This window comes from Micromonospora halophytica (assembly GCF_900090245.1).
Classification (GTDB): domain Bacteria; phylum Actinomycetota; class Actinomycetes; order Mycobacteriales; family Micromonosporaceae; genus Micromonospora; species Micromonospora halophytica.
Window position 1 is genome coordinate 59,856 of sequence record NZ_FMDN01000003.1, and the last position, 22,192, is coordinate 82,047.

Consider the following 22,192-nt stretch of genomic DNA (forward strand, 5'->3'; position numbering starts at 1 on the left):
GTGTCACCGCCCGCGTGACGATCATCACTTTCGGTGCCGGCCCGGTCCTCCCTTCGGCCGCGAGTGCCCCCGTGAGCGGTGGAAACGGCCGCTCCGCTTGACGGCACCCGGTGGCGGGGTGACGGTGGAGTGGTGAGTGTCGTGGTGAGTTGTCCCAGATGCGGCGGGCCGGTGCGATCCCCGGACCTGATGCACGCCGAGTCCCGCTGCGTGCGGTGCGGGCCGGTCGCCCCGCTGCACGTGCCCGAGCACATCGACGGCCAGATCGTGGCGAGCGTGGTCGACCGGGTCGCCGCCGACGGGGTGGCGGAGCGGGCGGGCGTACCGCTGTGGTGCCCGTGGCCGCTGCCGCCGGGTTGGACGGTCACCGGGGTCGCCTGGGCCGGTGACGACGCCACCGGGGTGCGGGCCACCGCGATCGCCTGCGCCGGGCCGGCGCCGCTCGGTGGTGGACCGGCCGACCTGGTCCTGGTGGCCGAGGAGCCGGGCGTCGGGCTGGGCACCCGCTTCGCCGGAGTGTCCGGACCGGACCCGGGGCCGGAACTCGCCGAGGCGCTGACCGGGCCGGGGGCGGGGCTCGGCCATCCGGAGCACGTCGAGCCCGCCCGGATCAAGGTGGCCGGACACCCGACTCCACTGTGGCTCGTGGATTCGGCCACGGATCGAAGCGCGTACGCCGGCGAGGCTCGGGGAATGTGGCTCCATGCGATAGCCTGGCCGGCGAGCGCGGGTCACCTCCTCGCGGAAGATGTCGTCCTGCACGACCTCGCCGAGTGGACTCCGCCCGAGCTCGTGTACGGCGCACCGTCCCCGTACCTGCACGGCAGGGTCTGACCCTGGCGGGCTTGTCAGGGAACGGACGCAGATATTCACTGTACGACACCAGACTGATACTCTGGGTGCCGCTGCGGTAATCGGACCCGGCGCCGCGCGAGAGGATGGCCCGCTATGGTCAAGAAGGTCCTCACCTGGGCCGGCATCGCGTTCTTGATCTTCTTTGTCGCGTACCGGCCCAACTCCGCCGCAGACGTCTTCAAGTCGCTCGGCGGCGGCATCATGGACATCGCCCAGGGCTTCGGCGACTTCTTCACCAGCCTGGTCGCCTAACCGTCGATGGGCAGCCCCTCCGGACCCCCCTTCGACCCCGACGACCCGGACCGGGAACGTCGGGAGCGGGACACCGAACCGATCCCGAGGTACCGGCCCGACGACGCGCCGAACCCCGGGCCCGGTCCGGGCATGTCGGACGGTCCGTTCCTCTCCGACGACGTCGGCTACGGCGTCGGCCCCGGCCAACCGGGAGAGGGCCGCTCCGGCCGGGCCTGGGTGGGTGACCCGGACCAGCCGCCGACCATCTCCGAAGAGGAGCTGGCCGGCCTGCGCGCCGACGCGCAGGGCATGGCGCCCCGCCGGGTCCTGCCACTGGAGGACGAGCCCAGCTCGCTGGTCGCCCGCTATCTCTTCCCCACCGAGCGCTACCGGGGCGAGTGGAAGCGGCACTGGATCCACCTCACCACGCCGATCATCGTGGGCATCGCCGCGACCTTCGTGCTCGGCTACCTCTCCGGCTTCCTCGCCGGCCAGGACGTCGGCGCCCTCACCACCATCGCGGTGCTGCTCTGGTTCGCGGTGATGGGCTGGGTGGCCTGGCGGGTCGCCGACTGGTGGTACGACCGCTTCATCCTGACCAACAAGCGGGTCATGGTGGTCAACGGCATCATCACCCGCCGAGTGGCCATGATGCCGCTGACCCGGGTCACCGACATGAAGTACGAACAGTCCCCGACCGGCCGCGCGCTCAACTACGGCACCTTCGTACTGGAGTCCGCCGGTCAGGAGCAGGCGCTGCGCGAGATCAAGAACCTGCCCAACCCGAACGAGCTGTACCTGCGCGTCGTCGAGGAGATGTACGAGCCGCAGGCGGTCGAGGCGCGGCTGGGCAAGGAAGCCGACGAGGCGAAGGCCGACGACGGCGCCTGAAGGTTTTCGTCCGTCCGTCGGACGAACTGCGAACCATTCGCCGTCGACCCCGCCGCCCCGTTCATGGCACCCTGCCAGGGACGACGGGGCACGGAGGTGAGCGGTGGGCGGACGGGACCCGCTGGAGGAGGAGTTCCGCGAGTTCGTCGCGGCCCGCTCCGGCGCCCTGCTGCGCACCGCGTACCTGCTGGCAGGGGACTGGGCCACCGCCGAGGACCTGCTCCAGACCGCGCTCACCAAGACGTACCTGGCCTGGAAGCGGCTCGGCGGGATCGAGGCCGTCGAGCCGTACGCCCGGCGGGTCATGGTCAACACCTCCACCAGCTGGTGGCGGCGGCGCTGGCACGGTGAACGCCCCACCGAGGTGCTGCCCGAGCGGGCCGGCGTCGACGAGATCGCGCAGCAGCTCGACCGGGACGTGCTCTGGCGGCACCTGAGCGCGCTGCCCTCCCGGCAGCGGGCGGTGCTGGTGCTCCGTTTCTACGAGGACATGTCCGAGGCGCAGACCGCCGCCCTGCTGGAGATCTCGCCGGGCACGGTGAAGAGCCAGACCTCCCGGGCGCTGGCCACGCTGCGCCGCCGGCTCGGCGAGGAGGCGGCCCTGGAACTGCCGGACGAGCGGCAGGCGACGGCCCGGACGCCGCCCCCGGCCACGGAACGCTCCCGGGCGCGGTCGAGCGCACCGGCCGTACCGGCGGAGACGCGGCGGCCGAGCCGCCCGGCCACCGACGGCGGGCGGAGCACGCCCACGCCGGTCCAGACCCACGGCGGGCGGCCCGTCGGCGTGCCGCCGGTCGGCGCCGGCCGGACCCGACCCGCGGCGGTCGGCGGGGAGTCACGATGACGTCCACCCCCGCCCGGGCGGACAACCAGACCGGCGGCCCGGAGCGTTCCACAGCTGTGACGCGGGACGACCTGGAAGGTGCGCTGCGGGAGACCCTCTCCCGCCGGGTCGCCGCGCCCCCGCCGTTGGCCGTCGATCCGGCGGGGCTGGCGATCCGGCAGGCCCGGCGCATCCGACGCCGGCGCACGCTCACCGGGATCGGCCTCGCCGTGGTCGCCACCTCGGCGCTCACCGCCGGGATGGCCCAGCTCGGCGACCACCCCGGCCGGGTCACCAGCCCCGTCGTGGTGCTCGGCGGTCCGACCGTCGCCGCCTCCTGGCCGGTCGCCCCCGCGCCCGACTCCCCGCCCGCCGACGGCCAGGCGGAACTTGTCGTCGGCGGCGCCCTCGTCACCGCCGACGGGAAACGGCACGACCTGGGCCTCGGCCCGGTGGAGCGGGCCCAGCGACTGCCCGACCGCGGCGGCTGGCTGGTGGTCTCCGCGCCAACCCCGGGCGGCCGCACCCTGTGGGTCGTTCCCCCCGGCGAGTCGCCACATGTGCTGCTGGCCGGCGCGGAGGAGATCGCCCTGACCACGGACGGGCGGCGGGTGGCCTGGCGCGACGGCGACGGCCTCTTCGTGGCCGGCCTCGTCGGGCGGCAGCTCGTCGCCGCCACCGGCACCCCCGCCGCGGCCGGCGCGGTGCCGGTCCGCTTCGTCGGCGACCGCCTGCTGGTGCGCGCCCGCGACGGGGGGCACCTGCTCTGGCAGCCGGCCCCGGGGCCGCTGCCCGCCGGTGACCGGGGCGTCCTCGACGTCTACGGCGTGCTGCCCGACGGCCGGCTCGCCGCCCGGGTGCCCGCCGCCGACGCCCGCCGGTCCTGCCTGGCCCTGCTCGACCCGGTGACGCTCGACCCGGGCCGCACCGGCTGCGGGCCCGCCCTGACCGACGACGGCCTCGGCGCGGTCTCCGCCGACGGCCGCTGGCTGCTGGTCAACGGCCGTACCGGCAGCACGGGCGCTGCCCTGCTGGTCGACCTGGCCAGCCCGGGCCTCACCGTCCGGACCGCCGGTCCGGTCGTCAGCGGCGCGGTGGCGTGGACCGGCTCGACCGTCGCCACCTACGTCGACCGGGGCGGGGCGTTGACCCGGGTCCGGCCCGACCGCACGGTGGCCGGGGAACGCGCCTCCTCGACCCTGCTGAGCGGCGTCACCGCCGGGGACGGGCCGGTCGTGGTCACCGGCGGCTCCTGAGTGGCCGGAGGGTAGCGTCGGAGCGTGACCCCGGCGATCGACCTGCACGCCCACTCCACCGCCAGCGACGGCACGCTGACCCCGGCCGAGCTGGTGCGGGCCGCCGCCGACGCCGGCCTGCACGTCGTCGCGATCACCGACCACGACACCACCGGCGGGTGGGACGCCGCCGTGCGTGCCCTGCCGCCCGGCCTCACCCTGGTCCGTGGCGCGGAGATCTCCTGCCGGTGGCACGGCGTCGAGCCGGCGGTGCCGCTGCACCTGCTGGCGTACCTCTTCGACCCCGGCCACCCGGAGCTGGTCGACGAACTGGCCCGGGTCCGGGCCGCCCGGGAGGTGCGCGGCGAGCGGATCGTCCGGCTGCTGCAGGCCGACGGGATCGACATCAGCTGGTCGGAGATCATCACCGCCGCCGGCGGTGGCACGGTCGGCCGTCCGCACATCGCGGCGGCGCTGATCCGGGCGGGCCTGGTCGCCAGCACCACCGAGGCGTTCGGGCCGGACTGGCTGGGCGAGCGGTACCGGCTGCCCAAGGAGGACATCGACGTCTTCCGGGCGGTCGAGCTGGTCCGGGCCGCCGGCGGCGTACCGGTCTTCGCCCATCCCCGGGCGACCCGGCGGGGACGGATCGTGCCGGACGAGCTGATCGTCGCGCTGGCCGCCGCCGGGCTGGCCGGCCTGGAGGCCGACCACGAGGACCACTCCCCAGCCGAGGCCGCGCACGTACGCGCCCTCGCCGCCGAGCTGGGCCTGCTGGTCACCGGCTCGTCCGACTTCCACGGCACGCACAAGAGCGTCCGGCTCGGCGCGCACACCACCGCCGTCGAGGCGTACGAGAGGATCGTCGCGCAGGCGCACGGGGTGACGCCGGTCGCTTCCGGCTGATCCGCGTTTCCGCCTCCAGCGGCGCGGCTACCTTTACCCGGTGGATCTCAAGCTCTTCGGCGAGGTCTTCGTGACCCTGCTGGTCATCGTCGACCCGCCGGGCATGATGCCGATCTTCCTCGCCCTGACCGGCCCGCTGACCGCCCGTGACCGCCATCGGGCCGCCTGGCAGGCCGTCGCGCTGGCGCTCGGCGTCATCGTGGTCTTCGCGGTGGCGGGCCAGACACTCCTCGACTACCTGCACGTGGACCTGCCGGCGTTGCAGGCGGCCGGCGGCCTGCTGCTGGTGCTGGTCGCGTTGGAGCTGCTCACCGGCAAGGCGGACGACCCCAGCCAGCAGGTCACCTCGAACATCGCCCTGGTGCCGCTCGGCACTCCGCTGCTGGCCGGGCCCGGCGCGATCGTGGCGACCATGCTCTTCGTGCAGCAGGCCGACGGGGCGGGGCAGTTCTCCGCCATCGCCGCCGCGATCGTCGCGGTGATGCTCGCGGTCTGGGTCGTGCTGCGTTTCTCCGGCGGGATCGTCAAGGTCCTGCGCCCCGGCGGCATCGAGGTGCTGACCCGGATCGCCGGTCTGCTGCTGGCCGCGATCGCCGTACAGCTCATCGCCGACGCCATCGCCGCCTTCGTCACCCAGTACGCCAACATGGGCTGAGCCGTGCCGGTGCGGGGCTGTCGTACGCGAGTGGCAGGATCGGTCCCGTGCGAGCGCCCCGTCCCCGGTCCGGCCAACCCGAGCAGCTCGGCTTCGAGGGCATGCCGGAGCGGCTCTTCGTCTGTACCCCCAGCAAACTCGGGACGTACGAGGACTGTCCCCGCCGCTACCGATACTCCTACGTCGACCGCCCCGCCCCGCCCAAGGGGCCACCGTGGGCGCACAACTCCCTCGGCGCCAGCGTCCACACCGCACTGAAGAACTGGTACGCGCTCACCCCCGACCGGCGTCGGCCCGAAGCTCTCGCCGGTCTGCTGAAGGGCACCTGGGTGCGTGAGGGCTACCGGGACGACGAGCAGGAGCGCGAGGCGTACCGGCGGGCGCTCGGCTGGCTGGAGGCGTACGTCGAGACGCTGGAGCCGGGCGTCGACCCGCTCGGCGTCGAGCGGGTGGTGGCGGTGAAGACGGCGGTGCTGGCCTTCAACGGCCGCGCCGACCGGATCGACTCCCGTCCCGGCCCGGACGGGCCGGAGCTGGTCATCGTCGACTACAAGACCGGCCGCACCGGGCTCGACGGCGACGACGCGCGCGGCTCGCAGGCGCTGGCGCTCTACGCGTACGCCGCCGAGCGGACGTTCCGCCGGCCGTGCCGCCGGGTGGAGCTGCACCACCTGCCCACCGGGACGGTCGCCGCGCACGAGCACACCGCCGACTCCCTGGCCCGGCAGCTCACCCGCGCCGAGGACACCGCCCGCGACATCATGGCCGCCGAACGCGCGGTCGCCGACGGCGGCGACCCCGACGAGGCGTTCCCGACCGTCGCCGGCCCGCGCTGCGGCTGGTGCGACTACCGCCGGGCCTGCCCGACGGGCGCGCAGACCCCGGGCCGGGAACCCTGGGCGGCCATGGACCGCCCGACCACGCCGACCGGCGACTGACCCGCGCCGGCCCGCCGAGCGGTCAGCCGGCGGTGGCGGTGAAGCGGGCGGCCCGCTCCTTGGCGGCCTGCTGCAACGGCCCCTCCCGCCAGTTGCGCGGCAGCGCGGCCAGCACCAGCCGCAGCGCGCGGACGCTCAGATCGGCGGAGAGCGCGGTGGTGGGCAACCCCAGGCCGCCGTACAACCGCAGGGCCCAGGGCGGCAGCAGCCCGAGGGCGGTGCCGGCGACACCGAGGTACGCCCACCGGGGCGGCCCGAGGCTCACCCCGAGCCGGGCCGGCAGGCTCAGCTTCCACGGGATCGGCGGCGCGGTCAGGAACAACGCGGTCTCGGCCGCCTCCCTGGTCATCCGCAACTCCGGCCGGACGGCCCGGTAGTAGTCGGCCACCTCGGCCGCGCTGCCCGGCACGTCGGCCGGGTCGAGACCCACCAGCGCGGCGGCCCGCCGCTGCTCGTCGTAGTAGCCGTCCACCTCGGCGTCGGTCAGGGACAGCCCGGCCCGGCGGGCGGTGCTCACGAACGACTCCACCTCGGTGACGTGCACCCAGCGCAGCAGGTCCGGCTCGTCGATCCGGAACTCCTCGCCGGTGGCCGGGTCGGTGGCGCGCATCCGGGCGTGCAGGATGCGCAGCCGCCGGCCGGCCGCCTCCGCCTCGGCGGTGGTGCCGTAGATGACGGTGCCGACGTACGTGGCGGTGCGGACCAGCCGGCCCCAGGCGTCCGCGCGGTAGTTGCTGTTCTGCGCCACCCCGGCCATCGCCCGGGGATGCAGCGCCTGGAGGTAGAGCGAGCGCAGGCCGGCGACGATCAGGACCGGTTCGTCGTGCACCTTCCAGGTGACCGATCCGGGACCGAAGAGGCCGAGGTCGTCGGTGTCCACCGCCCAAGAGTGCCACGCGCGCCGTCCGCCGGCCCGGGACTGCGGTGAGTGGACCGGGCGCGGCCGGGCCGCCGCCGTCAGACGTCGGCGGAGCGCCGGGCCTGGCAGGTGGGGCAGAGGCCCCAGAAGGTCACTTCCGCCTCGTCGACCTCGAAGCCGTGGGCGATGTTCGGATCGAGGCAGGGGGCGCCGCCGACGGCGCAGTCGACGTCGGCGATGTGGCCGCAGCCCCGGCACACCACATGGTGGTGGTTGTCGCCGGTCCGGGCTTCGTACCGGGCGGGGCTGCCCGCCGGCTCGATCCGACGGGCCAGGTCGGCGCGGGACAGCGCGCCGAGGACGTCGTACACGGCCTGGGTGGAGACGGAGTCGAGGCGCTCCCGTACCCGGCGGGTGATCTCGTCGACCTCCAGGTGCCCACCGGCGGCGAGCACGTCCAGCACGGCGAGGCGCGGCCGGGTGACCCGCAGGCCCCTCGACCGGAGCAGTTCCTCGCCACCTGACATGCAGCAATGACAGCACGCTGACCACGGGGCGACAAGCGAACCCGGCGGCGCGTGGCCCCGGACACAGCGCAGGTGGCGGCGCGATCCGGGGTTGAACCACCGCGCCGCCCGCCGCGTGTACCCGACCGAGAGCGCCGTGAGGGGTATGGATGGTCGTACGCTTCTGCGGCGGATCCGCGTCGATCGTCGGAGGTGTCGGTGTTCAAGGAGATCAACGGTCTGCCCGGGCACATCCTGGTGATCCATGCGGCGGTGGTGTTCGTCCCGCTGCTGGCGCTGCTCGCCTCCGCGTACGGGCTGGTGCCGCGCTGGCGGCCCCGGCTGGGCTGGGCGGTGGCGATCCTCGCCGTGGTGACCCCGGCGATCACCTGGGTGGCGACCGAGTCCGGCGAGGCGTTCGAGGAGTTCCTGGAGGGCAAGGGCTACCCGGCGGGGCTGCTCGCCAAGATCGAGGAGCACTCGGAGTACGGCGAGACGACCCTCTGGTTCACCGTGGGGCTGGCCGTGGCGGCGCTCCTGCTGCTGGCGCTGACCAGCGGTCGGATCCGCACGCCGCGCCTGCCGTCCTGGGTCAACTGGCTGCTCACCGGGGTGATCGTGGTGCTGGCCGGGTTCGCCCTGGTCTACGTCACCCTGACCGGTGACACGGGTGCCGCGTCGGTCTGGGGCAACACGCTCTGACCCGGCCGCCGGCCGCGGCTCAGAAGAGCGCCCGGGAGCACAGCAGGCAGAGCAGGATCAGCAGCACCGTGCCGGCCACCGCGCCGACGACGTGGGTGAGCCGCTGGGCCTGCTGCTCCGCCGCGTCCATCGCCTCCATGTCCTGCGGTGGCAGGGCCCGGGGCGGGTTGGCCTGCAGACGTACCGGTGGTCGCCAGCCGGGTGGCGGCGGGGTGGTCGGCGGCGGCCCGGCGTAGCCGCCCCCGGACGGCGGGACAGGGGTGGTCGTCGCTGGTGTCGGGACGTTCGTCGGGGCCGCCCAGGGCGACGGCGAGGTGGGTGCGGCCGGCGGTGGCTCACCGATTCCGGGGCCACCCGTGGACGCGCCCGGGGCACCGGGCCCCGGCGACGTGGTCGGAGCGGGGGCGGGGGACGTCGGCCGGACGCCCTCGGGCGGCCGCCGCCAGTAGTCGTCCTCGTGGCTGGCACCGCTGGGCGTCGTCACGCCGTCCGACGCTACCAACGTCACGGCAATCCCACCCCCCGACGCGCGCCACGGCTTCCCGCCCCCGACGCGCGCCACGTCGCCGGTGTTTCCGCGCGGGCCGGTGCGCACGGTCAGGACCCTGGCTGAGCTAGTCTTGCCGCTCGTGAGCACCCAGGAACCGGGCGTACGCGACGACGACCGCCCCGTCGACCTCAGTGAGGACTTCGTGGTGCTGCCCGAGCAGACGGTCGACGACACCGACCACGGCTGGGGTGAGCGCGGCGGTGGCAACGACGACTGGCTGCTCGCCGAGCGCCCCCCGCACTGGGACTGACCCGCCCTCCGCTCGGCTGATCCCGAGCGGCGTGCCTGCCGGATGGTGCGGAGCGCCGGCGGCTCAGCCCCGGACGACGACCGTGAAGCGGCTCCCCTCCGGCTGGCCCACCGTCCGCCGCGCCTGGTCCGGCCCGAGCGCCAGGTAGAGCGCCGACGAGCCGTCCCCGCTGTCGCCGCCCACCACGTCCAGCACCAGTGCCCCCGACGCCAGCGGTACCGCTTCGGCCGCCGCCGGACCGGCCGGTACGACCAGCAGGTCGACCCGCGCGCCCGGTCGGAGCACGGCGAGCGCCGCCGGCTCCGCCAACCGCACCGGTACGCCCACCGCCCCGCTCGGCAGCGGCAGGGGGCCCGGCCGGTCAGCACCGACCCCGGTGCCAGCTTCGGCCGCCGGCCCTCCCGTGAGGGCTTCACCGGTCGACCGCTCGCCCGCCTCCGTCGCCGGGGCACCGGACGCTCGGGTGGCGGCAGCGCCCGGCGGGCCGGGTGCGGCCGGGCCCGGGGCCGGGCAGCTCTCCCCGCTGTCCAGCACGAGCACGGCGAGCCCGAGCAGGGCGGCGACCAGCCCGGCCCGCAGCAGCGTCCCGCCGGTGGGCAGGCGCGGCCGGCGTACCGGTCCCAGCGAGCCGCCCGTCCGACCGCCGGCCACGACACCACCTCCGCCCCGCCCGTCGGCGACTCCCACCGCGTCCGATGCCGGCCGTCGCCGTCCACCCCGACCGTGCCGGCCCCTGCCGGCTCGGATGTCCGTCCCGGACGCTAGGCGGACGGCCAGGGTGGGCGGAGCCCCGGACACCGGGCCTGTGGACAACCGGCGGGCCTGTGGACAACTCCCCTCGGAGTGGGGGATGTGCTATGCGCTGTCCGGTCCGGTGCAGGGCACGTCGAACGGGCCACGCCGTTCACCCCGGCCGTGCGCCGGGGAGCCGGCGGCGCACGCCGAAGCCCCTGCGGCCTTCAGGCGGCAGGGGCTTTCGGCGGAGCGACGGTCAGGAGGAGCTGGACGTGCTGGCGGCCGGGGCCTTGGTCGCCCCGCCGTTCGAGGAGCCCGAGCTGCTGGTCGACGACGTGCTCGACGACGACGTCGAGGAGTCCGACGACGTGCTGCTCTCGGTCTTCGCCGGTTTGGCGGGGGTGCTGCCGCTCTTGGTCTCCGCGCCGGAGGAGCGGGAATCGGTGCGGTAGAAGCCGGAGCCCTTGAACACGATGCCGACCGAGTTGAAGACCTTGCGCAGCCGCCCCTCGCACGCGGGGCACTCGGTCAGCGGCTCGTCAGAGAAGGACTGCACCGCCTCGAGCTGGTGGCCGCACGCGGTGCAGGCGTACTGGTACGTGGGCACGTTCTCCTCCGGATCTGGCACGGCCGGTTGGCACTCGACGTCTTCGAGTGCCAATGGTGCGTCATCACACCCGGGTTCGTCCAGCGGACGTGTGGCGATCGACACCGGGCGCGTCACCCAGCGTACGCAGCCCGCCCGACGGGGTGATCACGGCGCGGACCGGACGGTCGTGGGGCTGGGCGGGCAGCACGTCGACCAGCTCACCGTCGTGCAGCAACGCCACGGTCAGTGTCGAGGCCGGCACCCGGGCCAGCGCCCGGTCGTACGAGCCGCCGCCCCGGCCCAGCCGCAGGCCCCGCCGGTCCACCGCCAGCGCCGGCACCACCACCAGCTCCGCCCCGCCGACCGCCGTGCGGCCCAACCGGGGCCCGACGGGCTCGCGCATGCCGCGTCCGGCGGGCACCAGCGAGTCCGGCCCGGCGTACGCGGCCCAGTCCAGGTCCAGGTCGTCGCGGAGCACCGGCAGCAGCAGCTCACCTCCGGCGGGCAGCGCGCCGCGCAGCGCCTCCGGCAGCTCCGGCCCACCCGGCTCGGAGCCCACCGGCACGTACCCGGTCATCCGGCGTGGGCGCAGCCGGCGTACCAGATCGACCAGCTCGGCCAGGACGGACGCCGCGGCCCCGGCGCGCTGGTCGGCGGTCAGCGCCCGGCGGGCGGCGAGCAGCGCGACGCGGGTGTTCCGCTTCGCCTCGTGCGTCGACTCCGCACCATCAGAAAAATCCGTCACGCAACACTCCTGACGCAACGCTTGTCTGCCGGTCGCTCTGTGTCAGCATCGCAGGAACGGGCCGGGGACCTCCGGGGGGAAGCGTTGACGCTACGCGGGCGGTTGACGGCAGCCTTCCTCGCGGTGGTGCTCGGCCCGGTGCTTCTCGGCGCGGTCTTTGTCGGCACCACCCTGACAGCCGTCGACCGCAGCCGCTCCGCCGACCGCCTCGGGCTCGCCGCGTCCACCGTCCGCGCCTCGGTCGATGCCCTCTGCCAGCAGCTGCGCGCCGCCGCCGACGCGGTGGCGCTGCGCGTCGACCCCGCCGCCCGCGCCGGAGCCGCCGGTCAGGTGGTCAGTCGGGGACTCGCCGCCGCCGTGCTGGTCACCGACGTCGCCGGCAACATCACGTACGTCACTCCCGGGGCACCCCCGACGCCGTGGCAGGACTGCTCCGGCAGCCGGTCCGGCAACGGGCCGGTGCGGGCGCTCAGCGCCCGGGTGGACCTGCGCGACCCGGCCGGCGCGGCGCTCGGCACGGTCGCCGCCGCCCAGGTCGTCGACCCGGCGTTCGTGACCCGGCTGGCCGCCGCGACCGGGGTCGCGGTCACCCTGCTCGACGGCGACGCCGACCGGATCACCTTCACCACCGAGACCGACGGCGTACGCGAGACGGTGCTGGCCGCCACCGACGAGCGGGTCACCGAGACCCCCGACGGCCGGTACGTGCGGCGGCTCGGACCGTCGCCGGGGCAGCCGCTGCCGCTGGTGCTCTCCGTCCCCGGCGAACAGCCGGCCGGGTTGCCCGCCGGGCTGCTCGGCGCGGTGCTGCTCGCCGCGGTGCTGGCGGTGCTGGCGGCCTGGCGCCTCGCCCGGGTGACCACCCGGCCGCTGATGGAGCTGGCCGGCGCGGCGGACCGGGTCGCCCACGGCGACCTGACCGCCCGGGTGCCGGTGCGCAGCCGGGACGAGATCGGCCGGCTGGCCGACGCGTTCAACCGGATGACTCGGGAGACCGCCAGCTACGTGACCGCCCTGACCAGCAGCCGGGACCAGCTGCGTGGGCACCTCGCGGTGCTCGGTGACACGCTGGCCAGCACCCATGACCTGCAACGCATCCTGCGGGTGATCCTGCACAGCGCCATCGCGGCCACCGGGGCCCGGGCCGGCGCGGTGCTGCTGCTCGACGACGGCGACGTGCTGGTGGGGCGGTGCGCCGAAGGGCTGGAGGGTCGGCTGCCGGACGGGCAACTGCGGGTGCCGGTCGGTGCCGGGGTGATCGGGCTGGTGGCGGCCACCGGCGAGGCGCAGCGGGGGCGGGTGGAACCGGCGACCGCGCCGGTGGGCGAGCCGCACTGCGAGACGTACGTGGCGGTGCCCTTCGCCGCGCCCGCCGCCGGGGATCTGACCGGCCGCGACCCGGCGGTGGGGGTGCTGGCCCTCTACGACCGCCTCGGCGGCGCGGAGTTCGACGACGACGACCTGGCCACCCTGCGTACCTTCGCCGGGCACGCGGCGGTGGCGGTGGAGAACGTCCGGGTGCACGAGGAGGCGCAACGACTCTCCCTCACCGACCCGCTGACCGGGCTGTGGAACTACCGCTACCTGCGGGAGTCGCTGCGCCGCGAGGTGGAACGCGCCAACCGGTTCGGGCGGATGCTGAGCATCCTCGCCCTCGACCTGGACCGGTTCAAGCGGGTCAACGACACGTACGGCCACGCGGCCGGCGACGCCGTGCTGGCCGAGTTCGCCCGCCGGGTACGCGGCGAGATCCGTGAGGTCGACCTGGCGTTCCGGCAGGGCGGTGAGGAGTTCGTGCTGCTGCTGCCCGAGACCGACGCCCGGGGCGCGGCGATCGTCGCCGAGCGGCTCGGCTCGGCCGTCCGGGACATCCCGATGACCGTGGACGAGCACCTGGCCATCCCGGTGACCGTCTCCATCGGCATCGCCGTCTACCCGGACCACGCCAGCACCGGCCAGGAGGTGCTCGACGCCGCCGACGAGGCGCTCTACGCGGCGAAGGCCGCCGGGCGCGACGGCTACCGGGTCACCGGGCGGTGCGCCGACGCACCGACGGAGGAGATCGCCGTCCCGGCCGGGGCGGCGAGCCCCGACGACGGGCTGCCCCGCGCCGGCCCCGGCGTCGCCCCGGTGGAGGCCGACGGCGGGTACGCCGCCGGTACGTCCCGGCCCGCCCAGGGTGTGACGCAGCCTGCTACGGGCGGCGCGTCTTCCGGTCCTCAACCGCCGAGACAGAGCCGTGGCCGATAGTCTCGCGACATGTCGGAGCACTCAGCGAACCCGTCAACGGCCGCCGCAACCGGTCGTCCCCGCGCCGTCAAGGCCGTCATCCCGGCCGCGGGCCTGGCCACCCGGTTCCTGCCGGCCACGAAGGTGGTCCCCAAGGAGCTGCTGCCGGTCGTCGACCGGCCGGTGCTGCAGTACATCGTCGAGGAGGCCACCCAGGCCGGGATCACCGACGTGCTGCTGATCACCGGGCGTGGCAAGACAGCCATGGTGGACCACTTCGACCGCCGTCCCGACCTGGAGGAACGGCTCGCGAAGAAGCCCGACCTGCTCGCCGCCGTCAAGCGGACCGAGGAGCTGGCCGCGATCCACGCCCGCCGACAGCCGGAGCAGCTGGGTCTCGGTCACGCCGTCGGGTTCGCCGAGCCGCACGTCGGCGACGCGCCCTTCGCGGTGCTGCTCGGCGACGAGTTCGTCAAGCCGTCCGAGCCGCTGCTGCCGGCCATGCTGGAGCTCCAGGCCCGCACCGGCGGCGTGGTGCTGGCCTTCTTCGAGGTCGATCCGGCCGAAACCAGCCGGTACGGCATCGCCTCCGTCGAGCCCGCCGAGTCCGAGCTGACCGACATCGGCGAGGTCGTCAAGGTCACCGGCATGGTGGAGAAGCCCGATCCGGAGCAGGCGCCGAGCAACCTCGCCGTCCTCGGCCGGTACGTGCTGCCGGGGCGGATCTTCGACGCGATCCGGCGTACGGAGCCGGGCAGCGGCGGCGAGATCCAGCTGACCGACGCCATGGAGCTGCTGCGCAACGAGGGGGTGCCGGTGCACGCGATCGTCTACCGGGGCACCCGCTACGACACAGGCATGCCGCTGGGCTACCTCCAGACGGTCGTGCAGATCGCCGCCGAGCGCGAGGACCTCGGCGCCGAGTTCCGCAAGTGGCTGGCGGAGTTCGTCAACACCGACGCGTCGGGCGGTCCTAGTACATGACCGCGACGGCCGACGCCGAGGCGGCCGCGAACGAGTTGACGCCGCTCGCCGACTACCTGGGCAGCGTGCTGCGCAGGTTGCGCGCGCTGCCTCCGCTCGACCTCGACCTCACCCAGGCCTACGGCAACGTCCTCGCCGAGGACGTCGTCGCGCCGCACTCCTTCCCCGCCTTCGACCAGGCGGCGGTCGACGGGTACGCGGCACGCTGGGAGGACCTCGTCGGCTACGGTCCGGTCCCCTCCGGGGGGCCGGGCGGCCGTACCGTGCGATTGAACGTGGTCGGCGACCTGGGGGCGGCGAGCTGGCGGCCGGTCCGGCTCACCCCGGGCTCGTGCTTCTCGGTCGCCGCCGGGGCACCGCTGCCGGTCGCCGCGGACGTGGTCGTCCCGGTGGAGTGGACCGACCAGGGCATGGCCGCGGTGGAGATATTCCGCACCCCCAAGCGGGGGTACGGCGTCCGCCGCGCCGGTGAGGAACTGCCCGCCGGCACCCTGCTCGCCCGTGCCGGCACGTACGTCTCACCGGCGCTGGTCGCTGTGCTCGCCGCCACCGGGATCGGGCACGTGGTGGTCCGGCCCAGCCCTCGGGTGGTCATCGTGGCCACCGGCGACGAGCTGGTGGACGTCGGCCGGGGCAGCCAGCCCGGTCAGGTGGTGGACGCCAACTCGCACGCGTTGACCGCCGCCGCGGCCGAGGTGGGCGCGCTGGCGTACCGGGTGGGCATCTGCGACGACGACCCGGAAGGGCTGCGCGGACTGCTGGAGGACCAGACCCTGCGCGCCGACCTGATCATCACCACCGGCGGCACCGGCACCGGTCCCGGTGACATGGTCCGCCGGATCCTGTCCAGGAGGGAGGGTGGCCGTGCCGGGCCGGTCACCTTCACCGAGGTGGCGCTCTATCCCGGCACCGCCCTCGGATTCGGTACGGTCGGCGCCGAGGAGGTGCCGGTGGTCTGTCTACCCGGTGAGCCGGGCGCGGCGCTGATCGGCTTCGAGGTGCTGGCCCGCCCGGCGATCAACCTGCTGGCCGGTGCCGAGCCGGTGTTCCGGCCGAGTGTCCGGGCGCACCTGCTGGAGACCATCACCTCGCCCGGCGGGCTGCGCGAGTTCCGTCCCGCGCACGTCGCCGAGCGGCGCGGCGGTGGCTACACCGTCCAGCCGTTGCCGGGCGGGCCGTTCACCCTCTCCGGCCTGGCCGAGGCGAACGGGCTGATGGTGCTCGGCGAGCGGGTCACCACCGCGGCGGCCGGCTCCACCGTGGACGTGCTCCTGCTGGACCGGCGCCGGTGAGCCGGTCCGGTCGGTACGCCCGCCGGCGTCCGGAGTCGCTCGGGTGTGGAGGGTCGGCCCGGTGAGCTGGTTCGCCCGGGCGCCCGGCTGGCCCGCCGTACTGGTCGACGGGCCGGTGGTGCTGCGGCCGTACCGACGCTCGGACGCGGCGGCCTGGTCCGAGGTGCGCCGCGCCAACCGGGCCTGGCTGGCGCCCTGGGAGTCGCACCTGCCCGGTGGCTGGGACGAGACCAACTCGCCGGCCGCGTTCCGCTACGTCCACGCCGACCAGCGGCGGTCGGCCCGTACCGGTGAGGGGATGCCCTTCGCGGTCTGCCTGCGCGAGGACGGCCGGGAACGCCTGGTCGGGCACCTCAACGTGGGCAGCATCGTGCGGCGCGCGTTCTGCTCCGGGTACGTCGGATACTGGGTGGACGCCCGGGTGGCCGGTCGCGGGATCATCCCCACCGCGATGGCGCTCGCGGTGGATCACGCCTTCGGCCCCGGCGGGCTGCACCGGGTCGAGGTGAACATCCGGCCGGAGAACAGGCCCTCCCGGCGGGTGGTGGAGAAGCTCGGCTTCCGCGAGGAGGCGTACCACGTCCGCTACATGCACATCGACGGTGCGTGGCGCGACCACATCGGATACGCGATGACCAGTGAGGAAGTGGCCGCCGAAGGTGGACTGCTGGCGCGGTGGCAACGGATCCGCGCCACCGCGGGGTGAGCCGTCCCACGGCCGGGATCGGCGCGGCGTGCCGGCAGGACCGTTGACAGCCCGTAACCTCAAGTAACTGCAAGCTGTGGCAAGCACTGCCGCCCGTACGATCTGCGCCGTGGACGACCATCCGGGGAAGATCCTGCGGTGGCCCGGTGGTTGCCCCGAATTCGGTGACGGGAGGGGTGAGGGTGCCGACCTCGGTGCTCCTCGCCGTCCTCGCCGCCGCCGGCCTGCTCGCCCTCGCGCCGGCGCTGGTTCGCCGGTACGACGCCACCGAGCGGCTGGTGGCGGAGCGGGCGCAGTCGACGGCGCGGGTGCTCCAGCGCCGCCGGCGGCGTCGTACTGTCCCCGGACGGCGGCCGGTCAACCCGTCCCGCACCCTGATTGTCACGCTCAGTCAGGATGCGAACACGGGCGGTCTGACCACGCCGGTCTCCGCGCCACCCGCCCCGGCCCGCCGCAGGGGCCGGCTGCGCGCCGTGCCGCCCCCGCCGAAGCGGGCCCGCCGCCGGCCGCCGCCCCGCCGGCACCACACCCCCGCCGTCTACCGGCGCCGCCGGGTGCTCGCCGCGCTGGTGCTGCTCAACGTCGTCGAACTGGTCGGCGTGATCGTGGTCAGCCCCGGCTTCTGGATCAGCTTCGCGGTCGCCGGCATGCTGCTCGTGGCGTACGTCGTGCACCTGCGGGCACGGGCGGTGGCGGAGCGCCGCCGCCGGCGACTCCGTGCCCGGGAGGCGGCCTGGCTGGCTGCCCGGCAGGCCGAGGTGCGGCGGGAGCAGGCCCGCCGGGCGGCAGCCCGCCGGGAGGCGCAGCGCCGCCTGGCGGCCCAGCGCGAAGCGGTACGGCGTGCCGCCATGGGCCTGGACCGGTCCGGCGACCTGCCGGCGGCGGCCAGCGGCGGCGGCTCGGTGATGTACCGGCGCTCCGGCGGCCTGCGCGGTCGTCCCTACTCCTCCGGTCGAGGCTCACACTCCGCCTGACCGCCACCCGGCGTTGATCGATCCCGTCCGACCGCCATCCGCGCGTTGATCGACTCCGTCCGACCGCCACTCCGCGTTGATCGACTCCGTGTCGGCGATATGGCGGTATCCACGCTGCCCGGACGCCGCCACATCCCCGACATGGCGGGCCGATCCGGGTCGCTGACCCAGGGTCGCGCCACCCGGGGGGCGATTCGCCCCCGGGGCGGTCGACCTGTTAGCCTTGTCGCCGGCCCGCCTGGTGCAAGCCAGGTGGGACCGAAGCCGGTTCGCCGGTGGAGGGGTTGTGGCGCAGTCCGGTAGCGCACCTCGTTCGCATCGAGGGGGTCAGGGGTTCGAATCCCCTCAACTCCACCCAAGGGCAAAGGCCGTTTCCGCTGGTCGGAGACGGCCTTTGTTGATTTCGTACAGCAGTGGAGCCTGATCAGGCTCACGACGCTTTGCTGGCGGTGATGTTCCCACCGGTGGGCTGATCGTGACGCTCGTCCCGCTGCGATTCGACGCGCACGAGTTGACCTCAACCAAGCTTGAGATACGAGTATCGGTCACATGATGCGACGAGACGCTGTCCTGGTCACCGGTGCGACGGGAAACGTCGGGCGACAGGTCGTGTCAGGATTGCGGGAGATGGGCGTGCCAGTTCGCGCTCTCACCCGCAACCCGGACATGGCCGGCCTGCCCGACGACGTGACGGTGGTCCGGGGCGATCTTGACGATCCGCAGTCCGTGAGCGCCGCCTTGACCGATGTGACGGCCGTGTTCCTGCTCTGGCCGTCGTTCTCGCCGGAGGGGGCCGTGCCGCTGGTGGAACAGATCGCCGCGCATGCTTGCCGGATCGTCTACCTCTCCGCGTTGCAGGCGGCGGACGGGCCGGAGACCGGCTGGGGCGCGGTGGAGCGGCTGATCGAGGAATCCGGAGTGGCCTGGACGTTCCTGCGGTGCGGTGGATTCGCCGCCAACACCCTCGGGTGGGCGGAGCGGATCCGCGAAGAAGGTGTCGTACGGGCACCGTTCGCCAACGCCGCGCGGTCGCTCATTCACGAGAAGGACATCGCGGAGGTGGCTGTCCGAGCGTTGACCGGCGACGGGCACGCCGGTGAGACGTACTCCCTCACCGGCCCGGAGGTCGTCACCCAGGCCGATCAGGCGCGCCTGATCGGCGAGGTGATCGGGCGCCCGGTCCGCTTCGAGGAGCAGCCGCTCCCGGAGGCGCGGGCGGAGATGCTCCCGATCTTCGGTGATGCGGCGCTGGTCGACGCCGCGCTCGCGTACTGGGGCAGCCTCGTCACGGAGCCCGAGCCGGTGACGACGACCGTCGCGCAGGTGACCGGACGCCCCGCTCGCACCTTCCGGGAGTGGGCGGAGGACCACGCCGCCGACTTCCGCTGAGTGGGCGGCTGATCGTGCAGCACGGAGGATGACGATGACGGAGATGCCTTCCCTCCGGGATGGAGGGGCATCCGTCCGTGGCTGGTGGATCACGTCCCGCCCGAAACGGCGCGCAGGGCCAGATGGTACGTCCGCAGCGCGTCGTCCCCGTCCGGCGAGCTCTGCTGAGGTCCGGCCTCCCAGCCCAACCGCTCGTAGAATCCGGCCGCCCCCAACGGTCCGGTCGAGGTCTGCAACTCGGCCCGCGTCGCGCCGGCGTCCCGGACATGCTCGACGAAGCGCATGGCCAGCCGTACCCCGATCCCGCTCCCACGCCAGTCCGGATGCACGGCCAGCGCGCTCATGACGGCTACCTGCGGGGAGGGGACGGATCCGGTCCGGGTCGGCGCTGCCGGGCGGCGGGAGGTCGCTCGCTGCCGCTGCGAGGCCAGTCGGCGGGCCCACGGGCGCAGCCGCGAGCGCAGCAGGCGGGCGGCGACCCGGGGCCGGACGCACAGCGCGGAGAACCCGGTGATCGCGAGGGACGCCAGCATGCGCCGGTCCGCCACCAGCGCAGCGGTGTGGGCGGCATGGTCGGTGGTGCCCACCAGGAATCCGACGATCTCCTCCGGTGCGGCCGGGTCGACGACGACGTAGCCGAAACCGTGCGGCGAGTCGAGGTACGTGCGGTGCCAGCGGCGGACGAACCGTGTGCCGAGCGACGGGAACAGCCCCACCGGCAGGAGTTGGACGTGGGCCCGGGACATGACGGGCAGGTCCGCGTGCGCCGCCGCCCGCAGGACGAGCCCGTCAGGATCCGTGGTCGGCGTCGATGCGGAGACACCGTTGTCGGGTCCGCTCATGGTCCTGTGCAGGAATCGCATGCCGTCACCCGGGTCAGCTCGTGAAGTCGTCCCTCGCGTCCCGCGCGTCCTCCTGGACGTGCTCCCCGGGCTGTCTACCCCGGATCTCGTCCCGCCGCATCACCTGGTCCGCCTCCGCCCGCTCGTCCCGGGTCAAGTCGCCCATCCGGGCACGGGCGGGCCCGGCCACCTGTTCGACCTGTTCATTCGGCCGCTCGATGGAGCTCATGTCGCCTCCCTGCCGGTTCGGGCGGGCAGCGCAGCGGCCCACCTCTCCCGCCGGGTCCCCGGCACCACGCGGAGGAAACCTGCCCTGGTCACGGGCGTCGACCGGTCATTCAAGCGCGAACGACCCGAGAGGGATCTCGCCAGCGGGCAGGTACGTGCCCATCACGACGCCGGTGGTGGAGACCTGGCTGTCGACCTGCGTCAGCCCGGAGGCGACCGTGCCCTCGGCGAACAGCCGCTTGCCCGACCCCACCACGACCGGGAAGATCCACAGCCGGTACTCGTCGACGAGACCGGCCCGCATCAGCGTCTGGATCAGGTTGCCGCTGCCGTGCACCTGCAACTCCGGGCCGTCGCCCTGCTTGAGCGCCGCGACACCCTCGGCGACGTCGCCCTCGATCAGGACGGAGTTGCGCCACGCCAGGTCGGGGCGGCTGCGCGAGGCGACGTACTTGGTGGCGTCGTTGAGCGGCTTGGCACCCATCTCCTCGGTGGCCCGGGGCCAGTGGGCGGCGAAGATGTCGTACGTCCGGCGGCCGAGGACGAGGTCGAAGGGCCTGCCCATGGACCGGTCCATGACCTCGCCCATCCGCTCGTCCCAGTAGTTCACCGACCAGCCGCCGTACGCGAAGCCGCCGTCGTCGTCCTCGCCCGGGCCGCCCGGGGCCTGCATGACCCCGTCGAGGGTCAGGAAGCTCTGCACGATGAGCCTTCTCATCTCTGGTCTCCTCTCGCTCGTGTGGCGCATGCTAGGCCCGTCCTACGACAGTGGACCTCCGATCGGCGCCGTGACGGCCCGGCCCGCGTCGTCCGGCCCCTCACCCAGGACAAAGACCACCTGCGGTGTGGGACACGGTTCACCCGGACCCTTTTCGCCCCCGCGCCGGTCGGGCCGGCGGGGAACAACCGGCACGGGCCGGCCCCCGGACAGGGGACCGGCCCGTCACACGAGCGCGGAGGTCACGGCTTCCAGGAGCCGGCGGCCTCGAACCGGTGCTCGTACTCGACGACCCCGTTCTTGTCCTTGACGTCGAAGACCACCGCGCCGGAACGCTTGCTGCCGGCCCGGATCCCGCTGCCCGAGTCCAGCATGTCGCCGCCGCAGCCGGAGAGGGCGGCGGCCAGCCCGTTGCTGGTGGTGCCGTCCTCGGCCACCCACTGGAAGTAGAACGGGTTGATCGACGCCTTGCCCTTGGTCACCGTCGCGGTCACGTCGGCGATCAGGTAAAGGCCCTTGGACGGCGCCGGGGCGAACGAACGGCAGCCCTTGGTGGAGGTGGAGAACTTGCGAACGGTGATCTCCAGGGTGCCCTCGTCGTCCTCGATGACCAGGGTGTCGCCAGCCTTCATGTTGAAGGTCTCGCCGTCGTCCGGGGTGGACGCCGAGGGCTTGGTGCCGGGGAACTCCGGCAGCGCGGTCGTGCCCGGCGTCGGCAGCGAGCGCTCGATCTCCTCTGCCTTGTCGGCGGCCTTCTTGCCCCCGACGGCCAGCGCCGCGATGCCGCCACCGCAGCAGAGCAGGAGCAGCACCGCCACCACGATGCCGATGATGACCCAGGTCTTCTTCTTCGAGCCGGACTTCACCGGCGGCCCGAGCGGCTGGCTCGGTGCAGGCGGGTAGCCGGGACCGGACACCGGCGGGTAGCCGCCCCCGGAGACCGGCGGGTACGGTGCGCCGGACACCGGCGGCATCGACGCGTTCGGGTCGTAGGCCGGGTACGGCGAGCCCGACACGGGTGGCTGGGCGTAGGGCGAGCCGGAGACCGGCGGCGGGGCGTACGGCGAGCCGGAGACCGGCGGCTGCGGGGTGGTCGGGTCGACCGGCGCGTACGGGTTCTGCGGCGGGCCGGAGACCGGTGGCAGCGGGGCGGTCGGGTCGGCGGGGTACTGCGGCACGGGCGCCGTGGGGAACGGGTCCACGGGCGGCTGGTTGGGGTCCTGCGGCCCGTAGGGGGGCTGGGGCTGGCTCACCGTACTCCTCGGCGCTTCGGGTCAGTCTGCTGAAACTCCTCGACGCTAGTCGGTACGGTCAACCCGGATTTGTCTCGGGTCCGGCCCGCCGTTCGGTTCGCCGG

At 74.3% G+C, this 22,192-nt stretch carries 26 protein-coding genes and 1 tRNA gene; 17 read left to right on the forward strand and 10 right to left on the reverse strand.

The window, feature by feature from the left end:
- The first annotated feature begins 144 nt into the window (after positions 1-144).
- The 8 genes from GA0070560_RS05410 to GA0070560_RS05440 all read left to right on the forward strand — a co-directional run bounded on the left by GA0070560_RS05410 (position 145) and on the right by GA0070560_RS05440 (position 6,537).
- Complete coding sequence (locus tag GA0070560_RS05410; RefSeq protein ID WP_342670414.1) at positions 145-834, forward strand: DUF6758 family protein; 690 nt, start codon at positions 145-147, stop codon at positions 832-834.
- A 114-nt stretch (positions 835-948) separates the two neighbouring features.
- The gene (locus tag GA0070560_RS28600) at positions 949-1,107 is read left to right on the forward strand and encodes a hypothetical protein (RefSeq protein WP_007455302.1); all 159 of its coding nucleotides are present in this window, start codon (positions 949-951) and stop codon (positions 1,105-1,107) included.
- Between the two features lie 6 nt (positions 1,108-1,113).
- Positions 1,114-1,980, forward strand: coding sequence for a PH domain-containing protein (locus GA0070560_RS05415; RefSeq protein ID WP_091292129.1), 867 nt, complete (start codon positions 1,114-1,116; stop codon positions 1,978-1,980).
- Positions 1,981-2,083: 103 nt separating this feature from the next.
- On the forward strand, positions 2,084-2,824 hold the full coding sequence (locus GA0070560_RS05420) for a SigE family RNA polymerase sigma factor (RefSeq protein ID WP_245675375.1): 741 nt from the start codon (positions 2,084-2,086) through the stop codon (positions 2,822-2,824).
- Positions 2,821-4,059 carry a hypothetical protein gene (locus tag GA0070560_RS05425; protein WP_091292131.1) on the forward strand — a complete coding sequence of 413 codons (1,239 nt, stop codon included), beginning with the start codon at positions 2,821-2,823 and terminating at the stop codon, positions 4,057-4,059. Before GA0070560_RS05420 ends, GA0070560_RS05425 begins: the two co-directional genes overlap by 4 nt.
- 24 nt (positions 4,060-4,083) lie before the next feature.
- Positions 4,084-4,944, forward strand: coding sequence for a PHP domain-containing protein (locus GA0070560_RS05430; protein WP_091292133.1), 861 nt, complete (start codon positions 4,084-4,086; stop codon positions 4,942-4,944).
- 40 nt (positions 4,945-4,984) lie between these two features.
- Positions 4,985-5,599 (forward strand): MarC family protein, encoded by a 615-nt coding sequence (locus GA0070560_RS05435; protein ID WP_091292135.1) that lies wholly within the window; start codon positions 4,985-4,987, stop codon positions 5,597-5,599.
- A 101-nt stretch (positions 5,600-5,700) separates the two neighbouring features.
- Positions 5,701-6,537 carry a RecB family exonuclease gene (locus tag GA0070560_RS05440; RefSeq protein ID WP_091292941.1) on the forward strand — a complete coding sequence of 279 codons (837 nt, stop codon included), beginning with the start codon at positions 5,701-5,703 and terminating at the stop codon, positions 6,535-6,537.
- A gap of 22 nt (positions 6,538-6,559) precedes the next feature.
- Here GA0070560_RS05440 and GA0070560_RS05445 read toward each other — a convergent pair whose 3' ends face one another.
- Together GA0070560_RS05445 and GA0070560_RS05450 are read right to left on the reverse strand one after the other, a co-directional pair.
- Entirely contained in the window at positions 6,560-7,417 is an 858-nt protein-coding gene (locus tag GA0070560_RS05445) for an oxygenase MpaB family protein (RefSeq protein ID WP_091292137.1), read from the reverse strand.
- 77 nt (positions 7,418-7,494) lie between these two features.
- Complete coding sequence (locus GA0070560_RS05450; protein ID WP_091292139.1) at positions 7,495-7,923, reverse strand: Fur family transcriptional regulator; 429 nt, start codon at positions 7,921-7,923, stop codon at positions 7,495-7,497.
- A 198-nt stretch (positions 7,924-8,121) separates the two neighbouring features.
- On the opposite strand from GA0070560_RS05450, the gene GA0070560_RS05455 reads away from it, so the two are divergent.
- Entirely contained in the window at positions 8,122-8,604 is a 483-nt protein-coding gene (locus GA0070560_RS05455; RefSeq protein WP_091292943.1) for a DUF2231 domain-containing protein, read from the forward strand.
- A 19-nt stretch (positions 8,605-8,623) separates the two neighbouring features.
- Here GA0070560_RS05455 and GA0070560_RS05460 read toward each other — a convergent pair whose 3' ends face one another.
- Complete coding sequence (locus GA0070560_RS05460) at positions 8,624-9,088, reverse strand: hypothetical protein (protein WP_170839296.1); 465 nt, start codon at positions 9,086-9,088, stop codon at positions 8,624-8,626.
- A 145-nt stretch (positions 9,089-9,233) separates the two neighbouring features.
- On the opposite strand from GA0070560_RS05460, the gene GA0070560_RS28605 reads away from it, so the two are divergent.
- The gene (locus tag GA0070560_RS28605) at positions 9,234-9,404 is read left to right on the forward strand and encodes a hypothetical protein (protein WP_170839297.1); all 171 of its coding nucleotides are present in this window, start codon (positions 9,234-9,236) and stop codon (positions 9,402-9,404) included.
- A gap of 63 nt (positions 9,405-9,467) precedes the next feature.
- Here the strand turns inward: GA0070560_RS28605 and GA0070560_RS05465 are convergent, their stop codons facing one another.
- From GA0070560_RS05465 to GA0070560_RS05475, 3 genes are all read right to left on the reverse strand, one after another.
- Positions 9,468-10,055, reverse strand: a complete 588-nt coding sequence (locus tag GA0070560_RS05465) for a flagellar biosynthesis protein FlgA (RefSeq protein ID WP_245675376.1) — start codon at positions 10,053-10,055, stop codon at positions 9,468-9,470.
- 340 nt (positions 10,056-10,395) lie between these two features.
- A complete protein-coding gene (locus tag GA0070560_RS05470) occupies positions 10,396-10,746 on the reverse strand; it encodes an FmdB family zinc ribbon protein (RefSeq protein WP_091292141.1) in 351 nt (116 codons plus the stop codon).
- Positions 10,747-10,810: 64 nt separating this feature from the next.
- On the reverse strand, positions 10,811-11,473 hold the full coding sequence (locus GA0070560_RS05475; RefSeq protein ID WP_091292143.1) for a 5-formyltetrahydrofolate cyclo-ligase: 663 nt from the start codon (positions 11,471-11,473) through the stop codon (positions 10,811-10,813).
- Between the two features lie 84 nt (positions 11,474-11,557).
- On the opposite strand from GA0070560_RS05475, the gene GA0070560_RS05480 reads away from it, so the two are divergent.
- The 7 genes from GA0070560_RS05480 to GA0070560_RS05510 all read left to right on the forward strand — a co-directional run bounded on the left by GA0070560_RS05480 (position 11,558) and on the right by GA0070560_RS05510 (position 19,047).
- On the forward strand, positions 11,558-13,723 hold the full coding sequence (locus tag GA0070560_RS05480; RefSeq protein ID WP_170839298.1) for a GGDEF domain-containing protein: 2,166 nt from the start codon (positions 11,558-11,560) through the stop codon (positions 13,721-13,723).
- Positions 13,724-13,732: 9 nt separating this feature from the next.
- Positions 13,733-14,686, forward strand: a complete 954-nt coding sequence (locus tag GA0070560_RS05485) for a UTP--glucose-1-phosphate uridylyltransferase (protein ID WP_091292147.1) — start codon at positions 13,733-13,735, stop codon at positions 14,684-14,686.
- The gene (locus GA0070560_RS05490) at positions 14,683-15,978 is read left to right on the forward strand and encodes a molybdopterin molybdotransferase MoeA (RefSeq protein WP_091292150.1); all 1,296 of its coding nucleotides are present in this window, start codon (positions 14,683-14,685) and stop codon (positions 15,976-15,978) included. The genes GA0070560_RS05485 and GA0070560_RS05490 overlap by 4 nt, the downstream gene beginning before the upstream one ends.
- A gap of 61 nt (positions 15,979-16,039) precedes the next feature.
- Positions 16,040-16,684 (forward strand): GNAT family N-acetyltransferase, encoded by a 645-nt coding sequence (locus GA0070560_RS05495; protein WP_091292152.1) that lies wholly within the window; start codon positions 16,040-16,042, stop codon positions 16,682-16,684.
- Positions 16,685-16,860: 176 nt separating this feature from the next.
- Entirely contained in the window at positions 16,861-17,658 is a 798-nt protein-coding gene (sepX, locus tag GA0070560_RS05500) for a divisome protein SepX/GlpR (RefSeq protein ID WP_170839299.1), read from the forward strand.
- Positions 17,659-17,938: 280 nt separating this feature from the next.
- Positions 17,939-18,012 (forward strand) — tRNA-Ala (locus GA0070560_RS05505).
- A gap of 198 nt (positions 18,013-18,210) precedes the next feature.
- On the forward strand, positions 18,211-19,047 hold the full coding sequence (locus GA0070560_RS05510; RefSeq protein ID WP_425412602.1) for an SDR family oxidoreductase: 837 nt from the start codon (positions 18,211-18,213) through the stop codon (positions 19,045-19,047).
- 89 nt (positions 19,048-19,136) lie between these two features.
- Here GA0070560_RS05510 and GA0070560_RS05515 read toward each other — a convergent pair whose 3' ends face one another.
- From GA0070560_RS05515 to GA0070560_RS05530, 4 genes are all read right to left on the reverse strand, one after another.
- The gene (locus GA0070560_RS05515) at positions 19,137-19,910 is read right to left on the reverse strand and encodes a GNAT family N-acetyltransferase (RefSeq protein ID WP_091292158.1); all 774 of its coding nucleotides are present in this window, start codon (positions 19,908-19,910) and stop codon (positions 19,137-19,139) included.
- A gap of 13 nt (positions 19,911-19,923) precedes the next feature.
- Positions 19,924-20,118, reverse strand: a complete 195-nt coding sequence (locus tag GA0070560_RS05520; RefSeq protein WP_091292160.1) for a general stress protein CsbD — start codon at positions 20,116-20,118, stop codon at positions 19,924-19,926.
- A 105-nt stretch (positions 20,119-20,223) separates the two neighbouring features.
- Entirely contained in the window at positions 20,224-20,835 is a 612-nt protein-coding gene (locus GA0070560_RS05525; RefSeq protein ID WP_091292162.1) for a dihydrofolate reductase family protein, read from the reverse strand.
- Positions 20,836-21,077: 242 nt separating this feature from the next.
- Positions 21,078-22,088: a DUF4352 domain-containing protein gene (locus GA0070560_RS05530; protein WP_091292164.1), complete on the reverse strand. Its 1,011-nt coding sequence runs from the start codon at positions 22,086-22,088 to the stop codon at positions 21,078-21,080.
- Positions 22,089-22,192: the final 104 nt, after the last annotated feature.

Excerpts from the sequence above, each read along its gene's own strand:
- GA0070560_RS05520 (WP_091292160.1), bottom strand. The coding sequence starts at position 20,118 with ATGAGCTCCATCGAGCGGCCGAATGAACAGGTCGAACAGGTGGCCGGG.
- GA0070560_RS05490 (WP_091292150.1), top strand. The coding sequence starts at position 14,683 with ATGACCGCGACGGCCGACGCCGAGGCGGCCGCGAACGAGTTGACGCCG.
- GA0070560_RS05450 (WP_091292139.1), bottom strand. The coding sequence starts at position 7,923 with ATGTCAGGTGGCGAGGAACTGCTCCGGTCGAGGGGCCTGCGGGTCACC.
- GA0070560_RS05525 (WP_091292162.1), bottom strand. The coding sequence starts at position 20,835 with ATGAGAAGGCTCATCGTGCAGAGCTTCCTGACCCTCGACGGGGTCATG.
- GA0070560_RS28600 (WP_007455302.1), top strand. The coding sequence starts at position 949 with ATGGTCAAGAAGGTCCTCACCTGGGCCGGCATCGCGTTCTTGATCTTC.
- GA0070560_RS05510 (WP_425412602.1), top strand. The coding sequence starts at position 18,211 with ATGCGACGAGACGCTGTCCTGGTCACCGGTGCGACGGGAAACGTCGGG.
- GA0070560_RS05415 (WP_091292129.1), top strand. The coding sequence starts at position 1,114 with ATGGGCAGCCCCTCCGGACCCCCCTTCGACCCCGACGACCCGGACCGG.
- GA0070560_RS05485 (WP_091292147.1), top strand. The coding sequence starts at position 13,733 with ATGTCGGAGCACTCAGCGAACCCGTCAACGGCCGCCGCAACCGGTCGT.
- GA0070560_RS05440 (WP_091292941.1), top strand. The coding sequence starts at position 5,701 with ATGCCGGAGCGGCTCTTCGTCTGTACCCCCAGCAAACTCGGGACGTAC.
- GA0070560_RS05515 (WP_091292158.1), bottom strand. The coding sequence starts at position 19,910 with ATGCGATTCCTGCACAGGACCATGAGCGGACCCGACAACGGTGTCTCC.
- GA0070560_RS05425 (WP_091292131.1), top strand. The coding sequence starts at position 2,821 with ATGACGTCCACCCCCGCCCGGGCGGACAACCAGACCGGCGGCCCGGAG.